Here is a 24564-nt window from a genome sequence, read left to right on the forward strand (position 1 = left end):
ATGACACCATCGCCAAAGATCGGCGCTCTTGCCGTTGTTCTGCATCAGGAACAGGTGTTGCTTGTCCAGCGCAGCAAACAACCTGACGCTGGATTGTGGGGATTTCCCGGCGGGCACGTGGAATGGGGCGAAACCGTTCTGCAAGCCGCCGAGCGTGAACTACTTGAGGAAACGGGGATCACGGCAGAACCCCTGCACTATCTCGACAACCTCGACCTTTTGAAACGGGATGATGAGGGGCAGGTCAGCGTGCACTACCTGCTTGTCGGGGTCGCCTGCCAATATATCTCGGGCGAACCCGAGGCGGGTGACGATGCAAAAGCCGCAAGTTGGTTTCCAATTGATCAGATCCGTCAGGGCAAACTGCCGATGAGCGAGCGCGTTCCTGATCTGCTAGAGCAGGCGTTGAGGGCGGATCAGGCCTTTGCCCGCCCCGACAGCCGCGCATAAAGCAACCCCGATGCGATTGCGCTGATGGTCAGGATCAGAACAGCGCCGGTCAGGAAAACGCCCAACCCCATGCGCAGGACGGCAACCCCATCTTCGCCTGGATAGAAGCCGGAAAGCAGATCAAGGGGCGTGCCAGCAACGGCAGGCCAGATCATCGATACGCCAAACCACGCCATCAAAATCGCACCGGTCATCGCAACTGCACCGCGCACAACATGGTCCGGCGCCCGAACAGCTCGTCGCATCGCGGTCATTGGCCGGGACATATCCTGTAAGATCGCCAGCAACGCAGGCACCAAAAGCAGTACCAGCAACATTCCGAAACCCAGGCCGTAAACCAGCGTGATGACCGTTGGCTTCAGGAACTGAGCCTGCTGAGACCCCTCATACAGCAATGGCGTGAGGCCCAGAACTGTGGTCAGGGTTGTCAGCATGACGGGTCGCAATCGGTCGGCAGTACCCTCGACAATCGAAGGCACAAGGCCACGGTCTTTTTGATAGCCGTCAATTGTGGTCACCAGAACGATAGAATCGTTGATGATGATCCCGGTCATCCCAAGCAAGCCCACGACCGTGAACATGCTCAGCGGTACATCCCAGATGTAATGTCCCCAAATCGCGCCGACCAAACCAAACGGAATGATCGCCATCACCACCAGCGGCCGTGTCCAGCTGGCAAAAACCCAGGCCAACACAAGATAGATACCAGTCAGGCAAAGGATCAGCCCCGAGCGTGCCTCGGACAGGAATTCATCCTCCTGCTCACTCAGGCCGGCCATACGCCATTCAACCTGACGCTCAGCAGCAATGTTGGGCAGGATCTCTTCGCGCATGGCCCGGCCAATTTCGGCAGCCTGTGTCGGGTCATCCTCGGAAATGTCGCCATTCACCGAAATCACTCTCAGACCGTTTTCGCGTCGCACGGTCGAGAACCCGGATTTGCGTTCAACTGAAACGATATCGGCCAGAGGTACATAGACGCCATCCGGGGTACGCATCAGGGTTCGTTCAAGAAAATCAGCGGTCAGCTCACCCTCAGGCAGTTCCACCCGGATTTCAGCACTGCGCGGACCATCCGGGAATGTTGCTGCCTCGATCCCGTTCAGGCGGTCACGCAGGACGCGACCCAGCGTTTCGATCCGGAAGCCCAGCGCCTCACCCTGAGCCGTCAGATCAAGGATGTACTCTTCTTTGTCATAGGCAAGGTTGTCCTCAAGCGCTGACACCTCGGGGTATTTGGAGAGCTCGGTCTGCAAGTCCTCAGAGGCTGATTTCAGCGTGTTCACATCAGCGCCGTAGAACTGAACATCAATGGCATCGCCACCGGGCCCCGATCGCCAGCCTCGGAAGCTGAGCAGTTCAACCTTGGGATGGCGTGGAACAAAATCCTGCAGCTCACCTACAAACTCAAAGCTGGAATAGGGTCTCAGATCGGCATCGATCAATTCAATTGAAATGCCGCCCAACAGGTCTTCGTCTTTGCCTTCGGCAGCGGACAAGCCAAATCCGGCGCTGCCGCCAACCTCGGCGAGAACATAGTCAATAGGATTTCGTCCGTGACGCTCTTCGTAAATCTGCCCAAGCTCGTCGGTGGCTTGTTGCAGCATCCGCATCATTTCCAGCGTATCCGCACGTGTCGCACCTTCGGCCATGATGAAGTTGCCGGTCACCGAACCGCGTTCGGGTGCGTTGAAGAAGCGCCAGTTCACATCGCCTCGGATGAACAGCGCAATCTGACTGGCGAGTATCGCGATCATCAGTGCGACAACCACATATCGCGCCCAGACCACCCAGGCTACCAAGGGACGGAACAGGTGATCCCGCACCCAGCGGAAGCCCCTGTTCACGATCCGGTTTGGCCAGTCATACCAATGTTCCTTGGCCGAATGCGCGATGGCGTGTGCCATGTGGTTGGGTAGAATCAGGAAACACTCGATCAGCGAGGCAATAAGAACCGCGATCACCGTGAAGGGTATGTCCCGGATCAACTCTCCGAACCGCCCACCAACCAGCGTCAGGCCAAAAAAGGCGATTACTGTGGTCACGGTTGCCGCAAAGACCGGCATCGCCATACGGCGAGCGGCACGTTCGGCTGCGACCATCGGGGCCTCACCCAATCGGCGGGCACGGAAATCAGCGTGTTCTCCCACCACAATGGCATCATCAACCACAATACCCAGCGTGATGATCAAACCAAAGAGCGAGACCATGTTGATCGACAACCCGCCGATATACATGAATGCGATGGCTGCCGACATCGCAACGGGAATACCCGCTGCCACCCAGAACGCGATGCGCGCATTGAGAAACAGGAACAGCAGACAGACCACGAGGCCAAGACCAACCAGCCCGTTATCGACAAGGATATCCAGACGATCAGTGATGGCCTGCGCGCGCGTGCGGATCAGTTCGGCCGTGATACCTTCGGGCAGACTGGCCTGCATTTCGGCCACCACATCCTCGACCGTATGCTGAATGCCAATCGCATCCCCAAGATTGGAGCGGTCCACGCGAATGGACATGGCCGGGTTGTCCCCGACGTAATAGCTGCGATTACGTGTTACGCCTTCGACACGGATCTCGGCCACGTCGCCGACCACAAGCTTGGAGCCATCCTCGAAGGTCCGCAGCGCAATCGCTTCGATTTCCTCAGGCGTGCGCTTTTCAACTCCGGTCCGAATGCGGGCATTCGCTCCTGTGACATCACCTGCCGGGTTTGTCGTGACTTCGGCCGCGACCGCCGAGGCGATCTCGGACATCGTGATATCGTTGGCGATCAGTTGGGCTGTCGGCACCTCGACCACAATGCGCGGCGCCGCCACACCGCGGATCGTGGTGCGTGTGACCCCTGCTGCGAACAGCCGATTGATCAGTTCATCGGTGAACTTTGCCAGTTGTTCAGCTTCTATCGGGCCAGTAATCACCACATCGGTAACCCGGTCCCGCCACGCACCACGCCGGATTGAAGGTTCCTCGGAATCCTCGGGCAGATTGGTCACGCTATCGACGGCTGTGCGCACTTCTTCGACTGCGCGCGACATGTCCCAGTTGGGCTCAAACTCTAACCGAATACGAGCCGACCCTTCACGAGAGGTGGCTTCGGTGCTTGCCACGCCTTCAACGGCCAGCAGCGCAGGCTCGAGGATTTGAACAATTCCGTTGTCGACGTCTTCGGGTCCTGCACCATCCCAGACGACGTTAACGTCAACGCGTTCCAGAATGACATCAGGAAAGAACTGCGCCCGCATATTGGGGATTGCCGCAGCACCCAGTACCAGCATCACCAGTAACAGCAGGTTCGCGACGGTCCTGTGACGTGTAAAATAGCTGAGAATGCCGCCCGCCGCGCCGGGAATCTCGCGGACCATACCCGTCAGCCCCCGGCCCGGTTTTCAAGGCGACGCAGAAGCGTGGCAGGAATCTTCGCCTCGTTCAGCTGCCCCAATACCTGGGCTTTCACATCTTTCGGCATCCGGTCACTTGCCTCGACCTGCGCGACAAAGCGGGCGCGTTGTTCATCGGTCAGTTCAACCATATCCGGTTCGGCTTCGACGCTTGCTTCGACCCGCAGGGGGCGCACTCGGACCCCGGTTCCCAACAGGGGTGTACGCCCGACCACTACCTCGCGACCTTCGAGACCCGGGCCGCGCAGCAATACCTCGTCCCCCTGACGGCGCACCAGTTGCACGGGCAGAGTTTCCAGCCGGTCATCCACGCCCAGCACCAGAACCGATCCATTTGCATCCAGAACCGAAGACGGCAGTCGGACAACACGCTCAAGCGGCTGTTCTTCGACCGAGACCGTGACAAAATCACCGGGTTTGAACCCGGGCGCATCATCAAGGCGTGCATAGATCAACCGCCCTGTCTGACCTTCGCCGGCCGAGCCACTGTCACGGCTGATGCGCCCGCTGGCCGTCAGATCCGTGCCGGTAACCTCAAGCGATACGGTGACCGGAGCATCGATCAGATCGCCCTCGGGATCCAGCAGGCGAACATATTGTGCTGTTGAGACACGAAAGGCGACTTCAAGCGCGTTCGGGTCGACAAGTTCCGCCAGCTTCTCATTCGCCGCGACCAATCGGCCTTCAACCAGCGTGACACCGGTAAGGGTTCCGTCAAAGCGTGCGCGAATTGTCATGTCATCCAAATCACGTTCGGCAGCCTCAAGCGCGATACGAGCCCGGGCCAGAAGAGTTGTCGCCTGGTCCACCCGGGATTCGGCTTGTGCCAGCGCAATCCTGCGCGCAAGCACCGCCTGCTGGGCGGAAGTCGCGGCCAGTTCTGCCTCTTCCACGCTGGCCGTGGCACCAACCCCCCGGGATTCCAAATCACGCTGCCGCTGCAGCGCCCGATCGCGTAGGTCTGCCTGTGCTTCGGCAGCTTTCAGTTCGTCCTGCGCCAGCAACAATGAGCGTTCCGCGTCCCGCTCTTCAAACTGTGCGTCCAGCAAATCGGATTTGGCCCGATCCAACGCCGACTGGGCGTCTGCAGGATCAAGCTCTACCAGTAGTTCACCGGCGGTTACGGTCCCGCCATCTTCGAAATCTTCGGCCAGTGACATCACCCGCCCGCCCAGCGCAGCCCGCAATTCCAGTCGGCGGCGGCTTTGCACCTGACCAAATGCCTCTAGCTGCGGGGTCACGGTATCAAGTTCAGCAGTCTGCACGGTCACGGCAAATATCCGTTCGCGGGCCTGCGGCGGCTGATTGTCCCGTGTCAGAACTTCCTGCACCGCGCCTGTGATCAATTGAACGGCAACAAACAGCAGTGCCAGCGTCAGAGACGCCAGAAAAACGCCAACCAGGCTCTGCCGCAAAAATCGCATTGATCACTCACTCCGGTTGCATCGGGCTGCCATCCGCAAAAGGTAGCCGGACGTAGAAAAATGCCAAGCCACAAAGCGGTTATGAGACGTTAAACGTACGACCAGTCTACTTCCGTCGCAGATGTTCGTCCAATCTGGGCATTATTTCCACGAAATTGCAGGGGCGGTGCCGATAATCGAACTGTTTTTCCAGAATTCCGTCCCAAGCGTCTTTGCATGCCCCCGGGCTGCCAGGCAGGGCGAACAGGTAAGTGCCACCCGCAACGCCACCCGTCGCACGCGACTGAACAGCCGATGTGCCAATCTTTTCCATTGAAATAATTGTGAAAACCGTACCGAACGCCTCGATTTCCTTTTCGTAGACATCGCGATGGGCCTCAACCGTCACATCGCGCCCTGTCAGCCCGGTCCCCCCGGTTGATAGCACGACGTCGATTTCCGGATCGGCCACCCAGGCGCGCAACTGATCTGCGATCTCCCCACGCTCATCCCGCAGGATTTTGCGATCGGCGACCGTGTGACCAGCGCGCTCAATACGATCAACCAGTGTTTGGCCCGAGCGGTCTTCCTCAAGCGAGCGGCTATCCGAAACTGTCAGAACAGCGATCCGGACCGGGATGAAGTCCATGGTTTCATCGATGCGTGACATACTGTGTCAGGCCCTTTCCATGATGGCGAGCCGGATAGCCAATGCGGTGAAAATACCGCCACTGACCCAGCCCAGAATACGAGACGCTCGTGGATTGTTGATCAGGACCTTTCCTGCGCCACCTGCGAAAACCCCGACCAGGCCGTTTATGACAAAGCCGCCGATTGAGATGATCAATCCGAAGATCAAAAACTGCAGCAGAACAGACCCGGTCGCCGGATTCACGAATTGCGGAATGAATGCGAGAACGAACAGGATGACCTTGGGATTGGTGAGGTTGACCAGAAACCCGTCGCGAAACGCAAATCGGGTAGGTCTGGCAGAGCCATCCGCAGATATCGCACCATGACGAATTGCACCCCAAGCCAGATACAGCAGGTATGCGACCCCAAGCCACCGGATGGCGTCAAACATCCAAGGTAAGGCCGCGACTGCAGCCCCCAATCCCAGACCAGCCAGAAAGACGTGAATCATCGAGCCTAATGATATCCCTGCGCTAGCAGCAATTGCAGGCTTTGCGCCAGATCGCAGCCCCTGACCGAAACAGAACATCATATCCGCCCCGGGTGTCAGGTTCAGGGCGATGGCTGCCGGAACGAAAGCCAGCAACGTTACCGTTTCAATCATGCGTCGACCTCGAACCAATTCACGCGCGGACCAAGATTGGCGATATTGGTTTGGCCAATCGAACCGCGATATCCCCAACTGTCATGGATATGACCACATAGCGTCAGCGCTGGTTGAATCCGCTCAACAGCATCCCGAATGGCGGATGAACCGACAGACACACCTTGTGATGTCTTGTCCCCGTATCCTTTGGGCGGCGAGTGTACGATGAGGATATCGGCACTGTCGCACCGCATCAGCAACTCGGCCGCGGCCCCTTCGGACAGATCGCAGGACCAGTCACCAAAGGGGGTGACAGGTACACCATAGCCCAACCCGAACAGGTGTATGCCATCCAAGGTCATCCCAGACCCGTGCAAAACATGAACACCATCAGGGACTGCATCAGCAAGCTCTTCGGCACTTTCGGCATTGCCCGGCACCAGAATCATGGGGGCCGCGATGCCCGAGAGCATGACCATGGCCTCATCCAGACCGTGTCGCATGTTGCAATAGTCACCTGCGCCGATCACCAGATCCGCCTCGGAGCTGGCCGCAACCAGCTCTGCTGCCCGATTCCGGGCCAGGTGCAGATCGGAGAAAGCCAGAACTTTCATCACCCGTTCTCCAGCCGTGCCTTGAGCTCCAGCAGATCGGCCCAGGCCTGACGCTTCATCTGCGGCTGACGCAACAAATAGGCGGGGTGAAACATTGGAATGACGGGCAGGTTCAGTGCCTGATCCCACTTGCCGCGCAACCGCGTGATACCACGTTTGCCCAGCACCGCCTGACAACTGATGTTGCCCATGACGACCAGCACTTCGGGTTTCGCCAGCGCGATATGGCGTTCGAGAAACGGCTTCATCATGCCAATTTCTTCTGGCTTGGGATCCCGGTTCTGTGGTGGGCGCCATGGCAGAACATTGGTGATATAAACGCTTTCGGCGCGATTCAGATCGATGGCCGCCAGCATCCGGTCCAACAACTGCCCGGCTCGACCAACAAAGGGCTTGCCTTCGCGATCTTCATCCCGGCCTGGCGCTTCGCCAACAATCATCACGCGAGCCCCAGGTGTGCCATCTGCAAAAACCAGTTGCCGCGCGCCGCGCTTAAGATCGCAAAGATCAAACGCTTCCATCGTCGCGCGCAGTTCGGGCAGTGATCCTGCTGCTCGTGCTGCCTTTTCGGCCACGGCAGTCGGATCGACTGGCTTTGGTTTCTCCGGCGTTTTCTGAACCGCGGCAAGCTTTTTCGCTTTGGGTGCAGTATCCGGCAGCGCATATCTGTCAACCGGGGTGTCACCGATCGCATCAGTCACGCCCAGTTCAGCCTGCCATTCCAGCAAGGCACGCGCCGTATGATAGTCCAAAGCCGATTCCATGCTTCTCAATCTAACCACCTTTTGACCGAGGGAAAGCGAATAGACCTTGCCATGGCGCTCAGTCGCACCGACGATGCGGATATTCATGCTGTTTGCCTTACGATTCCTTCTGATTGGATTGCTGTTTGCCGTCTTTAGCGGCGAACCTGCCTCAGCGACTTTTCACGACCAGCATAACCAATGCCGCGCCGGTCAGTTCCAATGTGGCAGCAGCTGCTGTTCGGTCGGACAAAGGTGCAGCTTTGACGGGCACTGCATCCGGGCTGGCGGCACCTATTGCGGTGGTGGACGATCCTGCGGACCGTTCGAGCGTTGCGTCGCTGGCGGCACCCGATGTGCGCCTGCCGGGGCGAATAAATGCGCCTCCAGCCTTGATTGTCCAAGTGGTTCACGTTGCAACGGACGCGGAGAATGCGAGCGGATCACGCCCAACTTTGATCCCAGCCCCCGCCCTAAGCCGATCAATCAATGCGACGATGGGTTGGTCTGTGCACCGGGTTCCGTTTGTTTACCGGGGGGCGGATGCAGTCGCCCCGGCTGGTACTTGTGTGAAGAAACCGGTTCCCAATGCCGTCAGGGGTTCAAATGTTCTGCCGGTCGGGGATGTGTACCACTCAAGGCCATCGACTGCGGAAACGGCAAGTGGTGCAAACCCGGCGAGCAATGCCTGCCCGAAGGCGGTTGCGAGAAACTGCCCGAAGGAACGAAACCTTAGGTTGCCTCGGGCCGCGCAGCTTTCTATAAGCGGCCCGATTGTCAGACAGGAGCCCGCCAATGCGTTTCGCCCATCGTCACCTTCTTGGCATCGAGCATCTGTCGCAATCCGATATCACTGCCATTCTGGATCTGGCCGAGAAATATGTCGACCTGAATCGCCAGTCGACCAAGCATTCGGACGTGCTGGCAGGGCTGACCCAGATCAATATGTTCTTTGAAAACTCGACCCGGACACAGGCCAGCTTTGAACTTGCCGGCAAACGTCTGGGTGCGGATGTGATGAACATGGCGATGCAGGCCAGCTCGATCAAAAAGGGTGAGACCCTGATCGACACCGCGATGACGCTGAACGCGATGCATCCTGATCTGCTGGTGGTACGCCATCCACATTCCGGCGCGGTCGATCTGCTGGCGCAGAAAGTGAACTGCGCGGTGCTGAACGCGGGCGATGGTCGGCACGAGCACCCGACCCAGGCCTTGTTGGACGCGCTGACCATCCGCCGTGCCAAGGGTCGCCTCCACCGCCTGAACATTGCAATCTGCGGGGACGTGGCCCACAGCCGCGTTGCCCGGTCGAACCTGATCCTGCTGGGCAAGATGGAAAACCGCATTCGCCTGATCGGCCCTCCGACGCTGGTGCCCGCTCAGTTCTCGGAATTCGGTGCCGAAATCTACGACGACATGCGTGAAGGCCTGAAAGACGTCGACGTCGTGATGATGCTGCGCCTTCAGAAAGAACGCATGGATGGCGGCTTTATTCCGTCCGAGCGGGAATACTATCACCGTTACGGTCTGGACGCCGCCAAACTTGCGCTGGCGAAACCGGATGCGATCGTGATGCACCCCGGTCCGATGAACCGCGGTGTCGAAATCGACGGTACGCTGGCCGATGACATCAACCGCTCGGTGATTCAGGAACAGGTCGAAATGGGCGTGGCTGTCCGCATGGCCGCGATGGAGTTACTTGCCCGCAACCTGAGCGAGGCCGCATGAACAAACTGATCGTCGCCCCACATGAACATGGTGTCCTGCGTCTGTTTTCGCTGAACATGCGCCCGGAAGAGGCGAAGTTCCTGCGTGAGCCGGGTGCCGTTGATCAGGTGCTTGGTGTTCAGGGTCTTGATCCCAAGCAGATCGATATCTTTCCCGTCTCCGACCTCGAAGAGCTCGGCCTGTTTGGCTACCTGAACGAAGGGTGCGGCGTTTCAGAGGATCAACTGGATCGCAATGCACTGGATGCCGTTGAAGGTTGGGTTCTTGTCCTGCGCAGCGCTGCCTTTGCAGGAAAGGGCGCAACGCTGAAACCTGATCCCCGGGTTCGTCTGATCGGCCTTTACACCGAAGAGGCCACCAACTGGACAGGTGGCCCGATTGAGACCGAAAGCGCGAAACCATTTTCGGCACCTCAAGGCGCAGCGCAGGATGACAGGCCACGTCGTATCGGATCAGCGGCGCTGGCCCTTCTGATCCTTCTGATTATAGGAGGCGTTCTGTGGCTGATTCTGTGATCCGTTTCGCCCCTGACAAACAGGCCTATATTCGCACAAACGCATGGCTGGCTGCTTTGGCCATGGCTGGTGCGATGCTTGTTCTCTGGCTGATCGGAAACCCATATGTCTGGACCGGCGCGCCCGCTGGACTTGCCGCTATCGGTATACGTGCCTGGTATCTGGCCTCAGAAGAAATGACCGCCGCCTGGGAAATGACCAAGACAACTCTGACCGGCCCTGGCCCCCGCAAAGTGCCGCTAAACCAGATCACTGCCGTCAACACAATGGGCAGTTTCGTCCAGATCGTCACCAAGGGCGGTGACAAGCATCTGATCAAGTACCAGGCCGATCCCGCTGCCACCAAAGCCGCTATCGAAAGGGCGTTGCCATGAGCAATATTATTTTCACCAATGCCCGCCTGATCGACCCCGAAACCGGAACGGAGGGCACAGGCTGGCTGCACGTGACTGATGGGCAAATCGTGGCGCGTGGCGAAGGAAGTGCCCCTTCGAACGACGCCCAGGTCATCGACTGCAACGGGCAATGTCTGGCCCCTGGCATTGTCGATATCGGCGTCAAAGTCTGTGAGCCGGGTGAACGGCACAAGGAAAGCTACAAATCCGCAGGTCTTGCCGCGGCGGCGGGAGGTGTGACCACCATTGTCACCCGTCCCGATACCAGCCCGGCCATTGACACCCCAGAAACGCTGGAGTTCATCACACGCCGGGCGCAGGCTGACACACCCGTCAACATGCTGCCGATGGCCGCCCTGACCAAGGGACGCGAAGGGCGCGAAATGACCGAGATCGGATTCCTGCTGGATGCAGGTGCCGTTGCCTTTACCGATTGCGATCACGTCATCGCGGACACCAAGGTGTTTTCCCGCGCACTAACCTATGCCCGGTCTTGCGGCGCACTGGTCATCGCGCATCCGCAGGAACCGGGGCTCAGCTCTGGCGCGGCGGCGACCAGCGGCAAGTTTGCCGCACTGCGTGGGTTGCCCGCCGTTTCCCCCATGGCTGAGCGCATGGGTCTTGATCGCGATATCGCTTTGCTGGAGATGACCGGCGCGGCTTATCACGCTGATCAGATCACCACCGCCCGCGCCCTGCCCGCCTTGGAACGGGCCAAACGCAACGGGCTGGACATCACCGCCGGAACCTCGATCCATCACCTGACGCTGAATGAGCTGGACGTGGCCGACTATCGCACCTTCTTCAAGGTCAAGCCGCCGCTGCGATCCGAGGACGACCGGCAAGCTGTGATCGAAGCGGTGCGAACCGGCCTGATCGACACGATCAGTTCGATGCACACGCCGCAGGATGAAGAAAGCAAACGCCTGCCGTTTGAAGAGGCCGCCTCGGGTGCGGTCGCCCTCGAAACGCTGCTGCCGGCTGCGTTGCGCCTCTATCATGCAGGCCAGCTGGACCTTCCCACTCTGTTCCGCGCCATGACACTGAATCCCGCGAAACGGCTGGGTCTGGACTGTGGCCGACTGTCCGACGGGGCACCTGCTGATCTGGTCTTGTTTGACCCGGATGTACCCTTTGTGCTGGACCGCTTTACGCTCAAATCAAAATCGCAAAATACTCCGTTTGACGGCCAGCGCATGCAGGGTAAGGTCACCGCGACTTTTGTCGCTGGAAAAGAAGTTTACCGGAGATCCTAATGCCCTTTTTCGACAGTACCACGACCCAACTTATTCTTTGGGCCGCACTTGGGTATCTGATGGGTTCGATCCCGTTTGGCATGATCGTTGCTCGGGTGATGGGGCTGGGGAACCTGCGCAATATCGGGTCTGGTAATATCGGCGCCACCAATGTTCTGAGAACCGGCAACAAGGCCGCCGCCGCGCTGACTTTGCTGTTTGACGCGGTCAAAGGGGCCGTGGTTGTTCTGCTGGCCCGGGTTCTGGCTGGTGAGGACGCCGCACAAATCGCGGCGCTTGCCGCGTTTCTGGGCCATTGCTTCCCAGTCTGGCTGGGCTTCAAGGGTGGCAAAGGCGTCGCGACCTTTCTGGGTCTTTGGCTGGCACTGGACTGGCGAGTTGGGGTTGCCTGCTGCCTGACTTGGCTTGTGGCGGCTGCAATCTGGCGAATATCCTCGGTCGGCGCGCTGGCCGCAGCGGCGTTGTCGACAACCTGGATCATGGTACTGACCGACGGTTCGACCTTTATCCTCGGGATCATTCTCACCCTATTGGTCTACTGGCGCCACAGCACCAACATCGCCCGCATCAAGGCCGGTACCGAACCTAAAATCGGAAAGTCGTGAACGCATCTGATGCGTTCCTGAATGCGTTCTTCGCCCTGCCATCCGGTACGTTCACCGGACAGGCAGGAGCACGCAGATATGTCGTGACACGACAGGCCATGGCAGGCGGAAAATCCCACAAGCTGGTTGCACATGAACTGGGCGGGACCGACTACATCAGCCTGAATCTCTATCTCACACAGAACAGCGGTGCATTGCTGCGACCTTGCGAAATGTCCGCAGACAAGGTTTCAAACTTTGTATTGATGCTTGTTCCCGATCAGCCCTGACTCAGCATTTCTGAACACTTGTTATTCACCTCTGCACAATCACGATTGATTGCTTTGAACGTGATCACGGCGCTGCCCAATTGGGTTTTGTGACGGCCAATTACCGACCGCACAGGACAAAAAACTCAGGGTTGCTGCGCCATGTTTTCAGACGGTTCAACGCAACCCAATTCACGAAAGGTGAAGTTATGAACAAGATCAAATCCGTACTGGGTGGCGTTGCGCTGTCCGTAGCAATCGCAAGCTCGACACTGGCCGCAGGCGTCGAAATCAACGCATCCTCAACCGGCCTGGCCATGCAGGGTTATGACCCGGTCGCCTATTTCACCGAAGGCGAAGCGACCAAAGGCAGCTACAAGATCACCACGCTGCATGACGACGCGATGTACCGCTTTGCCTCCGAAGAGAACAAAGCCGCTTTCGAAGCCAATCCTGCGGCCTACCTGCCCGCATATGGTGGCTACTGCGCATTCGGTGCTGCAATGGGCTTCAAGTTTGACGGTGACCCGAACCACTGGAAAATCGTCGATAACAAACTGTACCTGAACCTGTCGCAGGACATTCAGGAACGCTGGGAAGGCGACATCCCGGGCTTCATCGAAAAAGCAAGCGCCAACTGGACAGACATTGCCGACAAGGATCCGGCAGAACTGCAGCAATAATCCGCTGATAAAAAACTGCATTTCGGCGGCGGATGTATCCGCCGCCGTTCTTCATTTGGATACTGAATTTCCCGAACCTATCTGCTGATCATAAACGCCCGGAAACACGGGTGCGCGCGCTTCAACACGGCAAATGCGCAAACAATCGGGTTGGAATAGGTGAAACATCGGTGATCCGGCCTCCGGGCCGGGACGTAATGATCAGTACAGGTTCGTGATTGGCGATGCCCTCACGAGCTCAATTTCCGAATGGAAGGATAAAAAGATGACAGGAAAATTGGCAATCGTCACCACTGTCGCGACTTTGGCGGCAGGAACGGCCATGGCTCAATCCTCAGGTGATTTCACCGGGTTTTATGGTGGTGCTCAGTTTGGTTATGCCGACATCGACACCAGCCTTTCAGGCGTCGACGGTGACGGCGCCATCGGTGGTATCATCCTCGGGTATGACTACGACATGGGCGACTGGGTCTTCGGTGGCGGCTTTGACTATGACTGGAGCGACGTAGACCTGTCTGGCGCAGCCAAGGTAGAAGACGTGTGGCGCCTGAAGGTGCGCGCCGGTTACAAGGTCAACCCACAGGGGCTGCTCTATGGAACCACCGGCTATGCCGAAGCGAGCACCAACACGCTGGGAAGCGATGACGGCTGGTTCATCGGTGCAGGTTACGAACAGATCGTGGCACCGAATGTCAGCATCGGTGGTGAAGTGCTCTACCACCAGTTCGACAACTTCAATTCAAGCGGCATCGATGTCGATGCGACGACGATTCAGGTCCGGGCAGCGTACCGCTTCTGAATTCATTCACTTGAATGCAGAGACCCGGCTAACGCAGCCGGGTCTTTTTTGTTCAGAGTTCCAGGATCGTGCTGCCGGTGGTCTGCCGCGCCTCAAGCGCGCGATGCGCGTCAGCGACCTGATCCAGCGGAAACCGCTGATCGATGTGAATTTTAACTTCACCCCCCTCGACCTTGCCGAACAGACGGCGTGCCATTGCCTGACAAACCGCATGATCCGAGATATGCGTGAACAATGTTGGTCGGGTGATTTTGAGAGACCCCTTCTGCCCCAGAATGCCGATATTGAACGGCGGAACCGGCCCGGATGCGTTGCCGAAAGAAATCATCATTCCCAATGGTTTGAGAGAATCCAGCGATCCTTCGAACGTATCCGCACCAACTGAATCCATAACGGCGTCTACGCCTTTGCCATTGGTGATTTCAGCCACCCGTTCAGCAAAGTTCTCGGTCCGGTAGTTGATGCAATGTGCGGCCCCATTGAACTGCGCCAACCGGCATTTGTCATCCGTTCCGGCGGTTCCGATCAGAGTGATCCCTTCGGACTTGGCCCACTGACACGCAATCAGCCCCACCCCCCCGGCAGCCGCGTGAAACAGGACGGTATCGCCACGTTTCAACGGCGTGGTGCGGTGAAAGAGATATTCAACAGTCATCCCTTTGAGCATCATGGCGGCCGCCGCATCGAACGAGATGCCTTCAGGCAAAGGACAGACCTGAGATGCAGGCATTACCCGGGCTTCGCAATATGCCCCGGACGGGGTGGCAGCATAGGCGGCACGCTGGCCGGGTTCCAGATGAGTAACGCCTTCGCCAACTTCTTCAATGATACCAGCCGCTTCCATGCCCAATGCATGCGGCAGTTCCAACGGGTAAAGGCCCGTTCGCTGATACACATCGATAAAGTTCAGACCGCAGGCATGATGACGAATGCGCACTTCGCCAGGTCCCGGACTGCCCAGTTGCCTGTCTTCAATCTTCAGAACCTCGGGTCCGCCGGTTTCGTGAATGACTACGGTTCGTGCCGTTTGCTGCATGCTGACCTCCTGTTGCCTGCTGCAAGGCTAGCACGCCTGCACATCAGAGCAATCCGTGTGATCGCGAGGCAGTGATCCGGTTTCGGCAAAAATATGCTATACTGGGTCAAGGCGTTGCCGGCTGATCCGGCCACGGGCAACCTTATGCCGGATACATTCCGCGGCGCGAACCCGCCAAGGAAGGGGATGAAGATGGCAAAAACAATCGGTAACCCGATCAGTTGGGCCGCCCAAAATCTTGGAGCGACCAGCGATCATATTGCGGAAAGCGTAACCCGGATCGGCAGTTCGGACACCCGGCATCTGCCAACCGTGCAAACTCTGACATTACAGGATCTGCGCGACAGCCTGAGGGCGGGATATCATGATTTCCTCGAAACACGCGCAGACGCGATCTTTGTGGTGTTGATCTACCCCATTGCGGGATTGCTCATGTTCGGGATCGGGCTGAACATGAATATGGTGCCTTTGCTGGCCCCGCTGATTGCAGGTTTTGCCCTGATCGGCCCGGTGGCAGCGGTTGGACTGTATGAAATCAGCCGCAAACGCGAACAAGGGAGGGCCGTGCACTGGCTGGATGCCTTTGGCGTTTTCCGATCACCTTCTTTCGGAGCGATTTTGGCGCTTGGGTTTTATCTGGTCATGCTGCTGCTGGTTTGGCTCATGGTGGCGCAAGCTGTCTATGTGCTGACGCTTGGTCCCGAACCACCAACATCCATCAGCACCTTCGCCGCCGAAGTTTTCACCACAGGCGCAGGTTGGAGCATGATCATTTTCGGCACAGCAATCGGGTTCCTGTTCGCGCTGGTCGCATTGGCCGTTAGTGTTGTCAGCTTTCCGCTGTTGCTGGACAAAAAAGTGGGGCTGCCGGTGGCGGTGGTTACATCAGTCCGCGTGCTGCGACACAATCCCGGCGTCATCCTGACCTGGGGTTTCATCGTCGCCGCATTGTTAGTGATCGGTGCCATACCGATGTTATTGGGCCTGATCGTCGTCATGCCCGTTTTGGGCCACGCAACATGGCACTTGTACCGCAGAGCAGTGTCCTGACCGGAAGGTTACGCGCGGGGCGGGCCCGCGCCTTGAATTTCAGTCAGCCACTTTTAAGACGATCTTGCCGATATGGCCCGAGCTTTCCATGCGTGCATGGGCGGCTGCCGCGTCTGCCAGATCAAACTCGCTGTCCATGACCGGCGCAACTTTTCCAGCCTCCAGCAATGGCCAGACAGCTTCATGCAAATCCTGAGCAATCTTTGCCTTTGCCAGATCGCTTTGCGGGCGCAGTGTGCTGCCGGTCAGAGTCAGTCGTTTCACCATCATCAGCGCAAAGTTCAACTCGACGACGGGACCTTGCAGAAAGGCAATCTGAACAAGTCGCCCATCCTCGGCCAGGGCCTTGACGTTGCGCGGGATGTAGTCGCCGCCAACCATGTCCAGAATCAGGTTCGCACCTCCCTCGGCGCGCATGGCTGCGACGAAATCCTCATCCCGGTAGTTGATCGCTTTCTCGGCCCCAAGATTGACACAGGCTTCGCATTTCTCGGCCGATCCGGCCGTGGCAAACACCCGAGCACCAAAGGCGTTGGCCAATTGAATGGCTGTCGTGCCGATTCCGCTGGAGCCACCATGGACTAGAAAACGCTCTCCTGCCTTCAAGCTACCGCGCGTGAAGACATTGGACCAGACTGTAAAGAATGTCTCGGGCAGGCAGGCCGCTTCCTTCAGACCCATGCCTGTGGGGACTGGCAGACAATGCGCGGCAGGTGTTGCAACATATTCAGCGTATCCGCCACCAGGCAGCAACGCACAAACCTGATCGCCAACCGCAATCCCTTCGACCCCTGTGCCTATGGCCACGATTTCGCCCGAAGCCTCAAGCCCTGGCAAATCGCTGGCACCCGGAGGCGGATCATATGCCCCGGCCCGTTGCAATGCGTCCGGACGGTTCACACCGGCATAGGCGACCTTGATGATCACCTGCCCTTCGCCCGGTTCCGGCATCGGACGCTCGGTCAGTTGCAGAACATCGGGGCCGCCCGGCGAAGTGATTTCAACGGCGCGCATCATCTGAGTCATGGGCAATTCTCCTTTGCCCCTTGCCTAGCAGCCAGACATGCAGACGCCTAGCGACAAGTTGCAGTTCCGCCGTTATTTCCGGAACGATACCGAACCCGGTAGATCGGTGCGCATTTTGACAGGTGCCTTCACCTGGCCTGCCAGCCAGTTTGGGACGGCGAGGAACGGCTTGAACAACGGGTTCTCATTCACCTGCGCCTTGAGCTTTTCGAACTGCATCACACCCTCGATGCGACGATCCAGAAACTCCCATGTGGCCTGATAGCCGGGCGTCTCGTCCCCCAGCCAGAACAACAACGTCGAGGAATAGACCCCCGACAGGGTGGCCCGTTTGGTGTACCAGTTCACGTCATCTGATGTATCACCCAACGCGTCCCAGATAAGATCACATGTGCCCCAGATCGCCTTGGCGCCATCGGCGGCATAAACAGGCAGTGCAAAAAGCGTCACACCACGGCGCACCGCCTCTTTGTCCTCAACCGCCTGCAGGCGGAACCGGACCGCAGCCGCGATTTTCTCGCGAAACTTCAGGCCGCTCAGGTCTTCGGTCTTCAGCCGTTCCAGCATGGCCGCGTCGCCCCGCGCGTGAAACGCCAGCGCCAGATCAACCGCCCCGCGCGGACAGATGGCGCGCGCCAGCCCATCGTCGATATCACTGTCTTCTATCGCCGCGCGAAAGCTTGTCTCGGACCAGCCATCAAAGGGGACGTGGTCAAGAATTGCGTTCAACAGCTGCTCTTTTGCGTCTTCGTAAGTCACGGTCATGGCGGTTCTCCGGTGTTCGGGCCCAGTACTAGACAAGTTAGGTGCGCTTTGCTATACGGCCAACTCCTGCAATTTCCTTGCAACTCGAATCTAGAAAGGTGGTGACAACCACATGCAGGTTAGTGTTCGCGACAACAATGTCGATCAGGCGCTTCGTGCCCTGAAGAAAAAGCTGCAGCGCGAAGGCGTGTTCCGTGAAATGAAGCTCAAGCAACATTTCGAGAAGCCGTCCGAGAAAAAAGCGCGCGAGAAAGCTGAAGCGATCCGCCGTGCCCGTAAACTGGCACGCAAGAAAGCCCAGCGCGAAGGTCTGCTCTAAGACTTTCCTCGTCCAGCTTTGGATGACACTATTTGACGACCCCCGAGGCATCGCCCGGGGGTTTGTCGTTTCCGGGGTCGGATACATTTCGCCGACTCGGCTCGTGCGCCAAGCGACAACCAGCCATTTGCCCCTCAGCAACATTTTGCCCGGCATCTTACAGCGCAGCGAATCTCGCGCTGGTAGCATCGCCTCGCCAAAACTCGCCTTCTGGAAATCCCTGTCTATGAACCCGGCACCCGGCCTCTGTAACTGGCGGCGTCTGCAAAGACACAACACCAAACGGAGGCAAAAATGTCGACTGCAAGTAGTATCGAACGAGAAATGCTGGCGCTGATCAATCAGGAGCGCACATCCCGCGGACTGGAGCCGCTGCAACTGGAAACACGCCTGAATGAATCATCCGAGGATCACAGCGAATGGATGCTGGCCACGGATACGTTCAGCCACACAGGTTCGGGTGGTTCTACCGCAACCCAGCGGATGGAAATGGCTGGCTTCGATTTTTCGGGCAGCTGGAGATCGGGCGAGAACATCGCGTGGCAATCCGAGCGTGGTGCACCCGGCATCAGTGATGATGTCCAACAGCTTCACCAGAACCTTATGAACAGCCCCGGTCACCGGGCCAATATCCTGAACCCGGATTTCAAATACATCGGTATCGGCGTTGAAACCGGTGACATGCAAGGGTTTAACGCTGTAATGGTCACCCAGAACTTTGCCACAACCGATGCAGCGGTCATGCTGGACAATGGTGGCACCACCCCACCTGCCCCCACACCGCCAGTTGAAGAAACCCCGCAGCCAGAAGAACCGGTAGCCGAAGTACCTCAGCCCGAAGAACCCGTAACCGAAACACCGGATACTGATGTCACCGAGACCGAAGAGCCGGAGACCGAAACTCCGGGAACCGACGTCACCGAAACCGAGGAACCGGAAGTCGAAACGCCGGATACCGACGTGACCGAAACTGAGGAACCGGAAGCTGAAACACCGGATACCGATGTGACCGAAACTGAGGAACCGGAAGCTGAAACACCGGATACCGATGTGACCGAAACTGAGGAACCAGAATCCGAAACCCCAGGAACAGACGTCACGGAAACCGAAGAGCCGGAGACCGAAACTCCGGTGGCTGAGACACCCGAGCCAGAACAACCCGAATATGCATGCTTTGATGTTCAGGCCTTCCTTGCCGAGATCGAAGCATTCGTCCAATCTCTGAGAGCTCAGCTGGATCAATTCGACTGGAACGAAACCGAGATGGCAGATGCGGAGCCTGAAACGGACGACTTCGAACTGGTCATGGCTGGCGAGAACAATCCTGCGTCCGAGTTGGAGACCACAAATTCGGATGTGGCGGAAGACACCTGCGGGGACGTCTTTGTGTTCAACTACTATGATGTTGATTTCATGATGGACGCCGCCTAACGGCTTTCCGGTGCGAGGCTGGAATTTCCCGACCTCGCACCATTCTTTCTTTCGAGCCGTCAGTAAACCTTGGGAACATAGAGTTCATCAGGAAGTATGCGGCGCTCGTACTCGGGATTGTAACGACGATCCGGGAGCGTGACCTTTTCCTGCGGTACGTCGTCATACGGAATTCTGGTCAGCAGGTGCTCGATACAGTTCAGGCGTTCACGCTTCTTGTCATTGCCCTCAACGATGTACCACGGTGCTTCTGGAATGTTGGTGCGGAAGAACATGTCTTCTTTAGCCTTGGTGTAGGATTCCCAGCGGATACGGGATTCCAGATCCATGGGGGAGAGTTTCCACTGTTTCATCGGATCATGAATGCGCATCAGGAATCGCAACTGCTGTTCTTCATCCGTGATCGAGAACCAGTATTTCAGCAGAATGATGCCCGAACGGACGAGCATACGTTCGAATTCGGGAACGTCCTGAAAAAACTGCTCGACCTGGTCTTCGGTTGCAAAACCCATAACGCGTTCGACACCCGCCCGGTTGTACCATGACCGGTCGAACAGCACGATTTCTCCAGCCGCGGGCAAATGCGGAACATAGCGCTGAAAATACCACTGGCTTTGCTCACGGCGGCTGGGAGCTGGCAACGCGACAACACGCGCAACCCGCGGGTTCAGGCGTTGCGTGATCCGCTTGATCACGCCCCCCTTGCCCGCACTGTCACGGCCTTCGAACAAAATACATACCTTGGCACCGGTGTGCTGAACCCAATCCTGAACCTTGATCAGTTCAGCCTGCAGACGCAGCAGATTGCGGAAATACACCTTGCGGTTCAGCATTTCGGGATGCTGGTCGCGATAGATCTTGCGGACTTCCATCGAGAGCATCGGCTCGCTGAACTCGATCTCAAAATCTTCGTCCAGCGTATCTTCCAGCTCAGCTTCCAGCCAGTCTTTGGGCTCGTAGTTGTTTTCGTAAGCCAAGGTCTGCTCCTTATCTTTCATCGGGTTCGGACCGTAACGGGCGTGTGTAAACAGCGGATGTCATAAAAACGGTCATGCGCGTTCCAAGACATGAATGTGAACCTGTCGAGGGCGGGATACAAGCGTCTGGATTGACGCAATGACAAGCAGTTGACGTCCTGCGCAAATCTGAGTCCAAGTTGATCCACAACCCGGAGGTACCTTTGGCGCCCTTTCTTGCTCTTCTCCCAACGATCTGGCCCTGGCTCATTCTGGTGCTTGGTCAGATTTTCGCACTGTCTGGCCAGCGTCTTCTGGGTTTGGTTATGCTGCTGCTGTTTGGCTTTGTGTCTACTACGTTAGGTCTGATCACACTTCCGGCAATGCTGTTCGCCACTCTTGGATTGATTGGTGCGTCTTACCTGCCCCGCCTGAAGGGTTTGACTGCTATACTCGGACATCTTGCGCTGATCATATGGAGCCTCGCTCTGGGCGCCCACCTGATGCCAGGTTTCAATAATCTTCTGGTTCTGGATCAGGTGAATGCCGGACCAGACAGTGGGCCATTCACGATGTACCTGAACCTGGACAAACCCATCGTGTTCTTTGCTGTCCTGTTGGCCTGCCCCATGATCATCAATGGGGCGATACCCACCCGCCGACTGCCACTGGTTATCGGTATATTACTCCTTCCAGCGCTGTTCCTTTTGGGCGCCACGTCAGGGGCAGTCCAGCCTGAACTCGGTCTGCCTGCCTGGTGGATGATCTTTGCCTTCTCAAATCTGTTTCTGACCTGCCTGACAGAAGAGGCCTTCTTTCGCGGTTATCTGCAGTCCGTTTTGTCAACAAAAGCCGGTCCTGCCATCGGGATCACCCTTGCCAGCATTCTGTTCGGGTTGGTTCATTTTGGCGGAGGGCCAGCGCTGGTTTTCTTTGCCTCAATCCTAGGGCTCGCCTGTGGTTTGGGCTACTATGCAACCGGCAGACTGTGGGTACCGACGCTGATGCATTTCGGGTTCAACTTTGCACATCTGGCCCTGTTCACCTATCCCGGTCCGGCTTGAGGATAACCTAGACGGGCAATGCGGTCGTTTTGAACACTGTGCGCAGGGCAAAGGAACTTTGCATCTGTGCCACGCCTGGCAGTCGCGACAGGTACTGACGGTGAATGCGTGCGAAGTCTTCGGTGTTTTCGGCAACGACCTTGAGGATGTAGTCAGCCGTCCCTGCCATAAGATGGCATTCCAACACGTCGGGAATGCGACGAACCGCCTTTTCAAAAGCCTCAAGCAACTCTTCAGCTTGCCCTTGCAACGTAATCTCAACGAAAACGGTCGTCGGTACGCCCATTTTGCGCGCATCAAGCAGCGCAACGTAGTCGCGAATAAAACCCTCAGCCTCCAGACGTTGAACGCGACGATGACACGCCGAAGGTGACAGATTCACTTGCTCGGACAGTTCCGAGTTCGACATTCTGCCTTTGCGCTGCAGTGCAGCTAAGATCTTTTTGTCGGTTGTATCAAGGCTCATTCACGCACATCCGTCGCAAGAAACTGGTATTTCTTCGAATATTCTCCCATACCTTTACTTGTCAATGCATCGAGTTTCACAAAAATTGCACCCGAATTTGCACATAATTTAAGCAGTTTATGAACGGAGAGCCCTAATGAAAATCGGTTGCCCCAAGGAAATCAAACCCCAGGAATTCCGCGTCGGCATGACCCCGAACGCCGCTCAGGAAGCGGTTGCCCGTGGACATGAAGTGATCATCGAAACCGGAGCCGGCATGGGTTCGGGCTTTGACAATGACGCCTATATCGCTGCCGGTGCCCGCATCGTTGACACGGCGGCAGAGGTCTTTGCCACAGCCGACATGATCGTGAAGGTCAAGGAACCGCAGGCCGGTGAGCGCAAGATGCTGCGCGAAGGTCAGCTGCTGTTCACCTACCTGCACCTGGCACCGGATCCGGATCAAACGCATGATCTGTTGGAATCGGGCTGTACTGCCATCGCTTATGAAACCGTGACGGATGCGAATGGCGGCCTGCCCCTGCTGGCCCCGATGTCCGAGGTTGCGGGGCGTCTGGCACCTCAGGTCGGATCGTGGACTTTGCAGAAAGCCAATGGCGGTCGCGGCGTTCTGATGGGCGGCGTTCCCGGTGTCAGCCCGGCCAAGGTGGTTGTGATCGGTGGCGGCGTCGTGGGTACTCATGCCGCGCAGGTTGCTGCCGGAATGGGCGCAGATGTCACTGTTCTGGACCGCTCGCTGCCGCGTCTTCGCTATCTGGATGACGTGTTCGGTGGCCGGTTCAAAAACCAGTACTCGACTGCCGGTGCCACCGCAGAGCTGATTCAGGAAGCCGACATGGTGATCGGCGCTGTTCTGATCCCGGGTGCAGCGGCGCCCAAGCTGGTCACCCGCGCACAGCTTTCAACCATGAAGCCCGGCGCAGTTCTGGTAGACGTCGCCATCGACCAGGGCGGCTGTTTTGAAACGTCCAAAGCGACCACCCATGCGGATCCGATCTATGAGGTGGATGGCATCATGCACTACTGCGTCGCCAACATGCCGGGCGCAGTTGCACGGACATCCACCATCGCGCTGGGTAACGCGACGATGCCGTTCATGCTGGCGCTGGCCGATAAGGGCTGGAAGCAGGCATGTCAGGATGATCCACATCTTTTGGCCGGCCTCAATGTGCACGCAGGTCAGCTGACCTATTATGCCGTCGGCAAGGCGTTGGGCATCGACGTCGTATCACCCAATGTCGTGATCAAAAGCTGATCGTCGCGACCGATTGATTGTCTAAAGAAACAGCGCCGCGCAATTGCGCGGCGCTTTGCCCAACGGGAAGTGGGCATTTGTAATGCCCAATTGACGGGCGGGAGGGCTCAGCCCTTTTTCTGGATTTCCACCGAATGCGGATAGGGAATCGAAACACCTTTGGCATCAAAGGCTTCTTTCACCGCTTTGGTCGTCTCAAATTTGACGTCCCAAAAATCCGGCGCGTTACACCACAGACGTGCGGTCAGATCGACAGAGCTATCCCCCAGATTGGTCACCCGTACCCATGGTTCCGGATCGCTCAGGATGCGGCTATCGGCTTTGGCGACATCAAGAATGATGTTCATCGCTTCATCGGCATTGTCACCGTAGTCGATCCCAAACACCAGATCGACGCGGCGCGTATCATGCGCGGAGAAGTTTGTGATGATCGATCCCCAGGCCTGACCATTGGGAACAATGATCTGCACATTGTCCGGAGTTACAAGCTCGGTCGTGAACAGGTTCAGATCCTTGACCGTACCAGAGGTGCCCCCGATGTCGACATATTGGCCCAGTTTGTAGGGCCGGAACACGACCAGCATGACGCCCGCAGCCAAGTCGCTGAGCGTGCCCTGCAGCGCCAGACCGATGGCAAGCGAAGCTGCACCAAGAATAGCGACGATACTGGTGGCCTGAATTCCGAAGATCCCCAGAACGGCGACCAGCACTATGGCAAGGATCACCCATTTCACCATGCTCGCGGCGAAATTCCCCAATGTGGGGTCGATCTGCGGAGTTTTGTTTATCCGACGCCGCACCATTCCAGCAATCGCTCCGGCCACAATCCAACCCAGGATTATGACGATCAGTGCTTTGACCGCATTCATGATCAGCGGGGCAAACGCGCCCATCTGTGTTACGACCTCGTCCACGCGCATCTCCTTTCAAGTAACAACAAACCCGCGTCTTTTGCGCGGGATCATGCAAATACTGTGCGAAAATAGCATTTTGGTCTAGGTGCGAGTTGTTCCGGTTTTCCCCGTTGTTCCTCAACACACATCCGCTGACCAACCACGCACATGACAGATA

At 57.5% G+C, this 24564-nt stretch carries 26 protein-coding genes; 14 read left to right on the forward strand and 12 right to left on the reverse strand.

Features of this window, described 5'->3' with window-relative positions:
* A complete protein-coding gene (locus ACR0IO_RS10800) occupies positions 1–450 on the forward strand; it encodes an NUDIX hydrolase (RefSeq protein WP_480741538.1) in 450 nt (149 codons plus the stop codon).
* Here ACR0IO_RS10800 and ACR0IO_RS10805 read toward each other — a convergent pair.
* The 6 genes from ACR0IO_RS10805 to ACR0IO_RS10830 form a co-directional block, all read right to left on the reverse strand.
* Positions 417–3818: an efflux RND transporter permease subunit gene (locus tag ACR0IO_RS10805; RefSeq protein WP_480741539.1), complete on the reverse strand. Its 3402-nt coding sequence runs from the start codon at positions 3816–3818 to the stop codon at positions 417–419. The two genes, ACR0IO_RS10800 and ACR0IO_RS10805, sit on opposite strands and share 34 nt — an antisense overlap.
* A 5-nt stretch (positions 3819–3823) precedes the next feature.
* Positions 3824–5278, reverse strand: a complete 1455-nt coding sequence (locus ACR0IO_RS10810; protein ID WP_480741540.1) for an efflux RND transporter periplasmic adaptor subunit — start codon at positions 5276–5278, stop codon at positions 3824–3826.
* A 106-nt stretch (positions 5279–5384) separates the two neighbouring features.
* On the reverse strand, positions 5385–5927 hold the full coding sequence (gene moaB / locus ACR0IO_RS10815) for a molybdenum cofactor biosynthesis protein B (RefSeq protein ID WP_155142065.1): 543 nt from the start codon (positions 5925–5927) through the stop codon (positions 5385–5387).
* Between the two features lie 6 nt (positions 5928–5933).
* Positions 5934–6554, reverse strand: coding sequence for a LysE family translocator (locus tag ACR0IO_RS10820; RefSeq protein WP_480741543.1), 621 nt, complete (start codon positions 6552–6554; stop codon positions 5934–5936).
* Entirely contained in the window at positions 6551–7150 is a 600-nt protein-coding gene (locus tag ACR0IO_RS10825; RefSeq protein WP_170332483.1) for a metallophosphoesterase family protein, read from the reverse strand. Before ACR0IO_RS10825 ends, ACR0IO_RS10820 begins: the two co-directional genes overlap by 4 nt.
* Entirely contained in the window at positions 7150–7914 is a 765-nt protein-coding gene (locus ACR0IO_RS10830) for a uracil-DNA glycosylase (protein WP_480741664.1), read from the reverse strand. Before ACR0IO_RS10830 ends, ACR0IO_RS10825 begins: the two co-directional genes overlap by 1 nt.
* Before the next feature lie 774 nt (positions 7915–8688).
* On the opposite strand from ACR0IO_RS10830, the gene ACR0IO_RS10835 reads away from it, so the two are divergent.
* The 8 genes from ACR0IO_RS10835 to ACR0IO_RS10870 all read left to right on the forward strand — a co-directional run bounded on the left by ACR0IO_RS10835 (position 8689) and on the right by ACR0IO_RS10870 (position 14125).
* Entirely contained in the window at positions 8689–9624 is a 936-nt protein-coding gene (locus tag ACR0IO_RS10835) for an aspartate carbamoyltransferase catalytic subunit (protein WP_170332487.1), read from the forward strand.
* On the forward strand, positions 9621–10139 hold the full coding sequence (locus ACR0IO_RS10840; RefSeq protein WP_480741545.1) for a hypothetical protein: 519 nt from the start codon (positions 9621–9623) through the stop codon (positions 10137–10139). The genes ACR0IO_RS10835 and ACR0IO_RS10840 overlap by 4 nt, the downstream gene beginning before the upstream one ends.
* Positions 10124–10513, forward strand: coding sequence for a hypothetical protein (locus tag ACR0IO_RS10845; protein WP_480741546.1), 390 nt, complete (start codon positions 10124–10126; stop codon positions 10511–10513). The genes ACR0IO_RS10840 and ACR0IO_RS10845 overlap by 16 nt, the downstream gene beginning before the upstream one ends.
* Positions 10510–11790 (forward strand): dihydroorotase, encoded by a 1281-nt coding sequence (gene pyrC, locus ACR0IO_RS10850; protein WP_480741549.1) that lies wholly within the window; start codon positions 10510–10512, stop codon positions 11788–11790. The genes ACR0IO_RS10845 and pyrC overlap by 4 nt, the downstream gene beginning before the upstream one ends.
* Positions 11790–12395 carry a glycerol-3-phosphate 1-O-acyltransferase PlsY gene (gene plsY, locus ACR0IO_RS10855; protein WP_480741551.1) on the forward strand — a complete coding sequence of 202 codons (606 nt, stop codon included), beginning with the start codon at positions 11790–11792 and terminating at the stop codon, positions 12393–12395. The genes pyrC and plsY overlap by 1 nt, the downstream gene beginning before the upstream one ends.
* On the forward strand, positions 12392–12664 hold the full coding sequence (locus tag ACR0IO_RS10860) for a hypothetical protein (protein ID WP_480741553.1): 273 nt from the start codon (positions 12392–12394) through the stop codon (positions 12662–12664). Before plsY ends, ACR0IO_RS10860 begins: the two co-directional genes overlap by 4 nt.
* Before the next feature lie 188 nt (positions 12665–12852).
* Positions 12853–13326 (forward strand): YHS domain-containing (seleno)protein, encoded by a 474-nt coding sequence (locus ACR0IO_RS10865; RefSeq protein ID WP_480741556.1) that lies wholly within the window; start codon positions 12853–12855, stop codon positions 13324–13326.
* 265 nt (positions 13327–13591) lie between these two features.
* Positions 13592–14125: an outer membrane protein gene (locus ACR0IO_RS10870; RefSeq protein WP_155142081.1), complete on the forward strand. Its 534-nt coding sequence runs from the start codon at positions 13592–13594 to the stop codon at positions 14123–14125.
* A gap of 52 nt (positions 14126–14177) precedes the next feature.
* On the opposite strand, the gene ACR0IO_RS10875 is transcribed toward ACR0IO_RS10870, so the two are convergent.
* A complete protein-coding gene (locus ACR0IO_RS10875) occupies positions 14178–15161 on the reverse strand; it encodes a quinone oxidoreductase family protein (RefSeq protein ID WP_170332497.1) in 984 nt (327 codons plus the stop codon).
* 192 nt (positions 15162–15353) lie between these two features.
* Here ACR0IO_RS10875 and ACR0IO_RS10880 point away from each other — a divergent pair, with 192 nt between their 5' ends.
* Positions 15354–16211, forward strand: coding sequence for a DUF2189 domain-containing protein (locus tag ACR0IO_RS10880; protein WP_480741559.1), 858 nt, complete (start codon positions 15354–15356; stop codon positions 16209–16211).
* A 39-nt stretch (positions 16212–16250) separates the two neighbouring features.
* On the opposite strand, the gene ACR0IO_RS10885 is transcribed toward ACR0IO_RS10880, so the two are convergent.
* Positions 16251–17237, reverse strand: a complete 987-nt coding sequence (locus tag ACR0IO_RS10885; RefSeq protein WP_480741560.1) for an NAD(P)H-quinone oxidoreductase — start codon at positions 17235–17237, stop codon at positions 16251–16253.
* Positions 17238–17309: 72 nt separating this feature from the next.
* Positions 17310–18002 (reverse strand): COQ9 family protein, encoded by a 693-nt coding sequence (locus tag ACR0IO_RS10890; protein ID WP_480741562.1) that lies wholly within the window; start codon positions 18000–18002, stop codon positions 17310–17312.
* Between the two features lie 112 nt (positions 18003–18114).
* Here ACR0IO_RS10890 and rpsU point away from each other — a divergent pair, with 112 nt between their 5' ends.
* Together rpsU and ACR0IO_RS10900 are read left to right on the forward strand one after the other, a co-directional pair.
* Positions 18115–18321 carry a 30S ribosomal protein S21 gene (gene rpsU / locus ACR0IO_RS10895; RefSeq protein WP_005614280.1) on the forward strand — a complete coding sequence of 69 codons (207 nt, stop codon included), beginning with the start codon at positions 18115–18117 and terminating at the stop codon, positions 18319–18321.
* 294 nt (positions 18322–18615) lie between these two features.
* Positions 18616–19752 carry a CAP domain-containing protein gene (locus ACR0IO_RS10900; RefSeq protein WP_480741564.1) on the forward strand — a complete coding sequence of 379 codons (1137 nt, stop codon included), beginning with the start codon at positions 18616–18618 and terminating at the stop codon, positions 19750–19752.
* Positions 19753–19811: 59 nt separating this feature from the next.
* Here the strand turns inward: ACR0IO_RS10900 and ppk2 are convergent, their stop codons facing one another.
* A complete protein-coding gene (ppk2, locus tag ACR0IO_RS10905) occupies positions 19812–20750 on the reverse strand; it encodes a polyphosphate kinase 2 (protein WP_155142089.1) in 939 nt (312 codons plus the stop codon).
* Positions 20751–20932: 182 nt separating this feature from the next.
* On the opposite strand from ppk2, the gene ACR0IO_RS10910 reads away from it, so the two are divergent.
* Positions 20933–21772: a CPBP family intramembrane glutamic endopeptidase gene (locus tag ACR0IO_RS10910; RefSeq protein ID WP_480741566.1), complete on the forward strand. Its 840-nt coding sequence runs from the start codon at positions 20933–20935 to the stop codon at positions 21770–21772.
* A 7-nt stretch (positions 21773–21779) separates the two neighbouring features.
* Here the strand turns inward: ACR0IO_RS10910 and ACR0IO_RS10915 are convergent, their stop codons facing one another.
* Positions 21780–22238, reverse strand: coding sequence for an Lrp/AsnC family transcriptional regulator (locus tag ACR0IO_RS10915; protein ID WP_155142093.1), 459 nt, complete (start codon positions 22236–22238; stop codon positions 21780–21782).
* A 136-nt stretch (positions 22239–22374) separates the two neighbouring features.
* Between ACR0IO_RS10915 and ald the strand changes: the two genes are divergently transcribed.
* Positions 22375–23493, forward strand: coding sequence for an alanine dehydrogenase (ald, locus tag ACR0IO_RS10920; protein ID WP_155142095.1), 1119 nt, complete (start codon positions 22375–22377; stop codon positions 23491–23493).
* Between the two features lie 107 nt (positions 23494–23600).
* Here ald and ACR0IO_RS10925 read toward each other — a convergent pair whose 3' ends face one another.
* Positions 23601–24386 carry a mechanosensitive ion channel family protein gene (locus tag ACR0IO_RS10925; RefSeq protein ID WP_244327842.1) on the reverse strand — a complete coding sequence of 262 codons (786 nt, stop codon included), beginning with the start codon at positions 24384–24386 and terminating at the stop codon, positions 23601–23603.
* Positions 24387–24564 lie beyond the last annotated feature (178 nt).

This window comes from Ruegeria sp. CE12, from assembly GCF_056537525.1.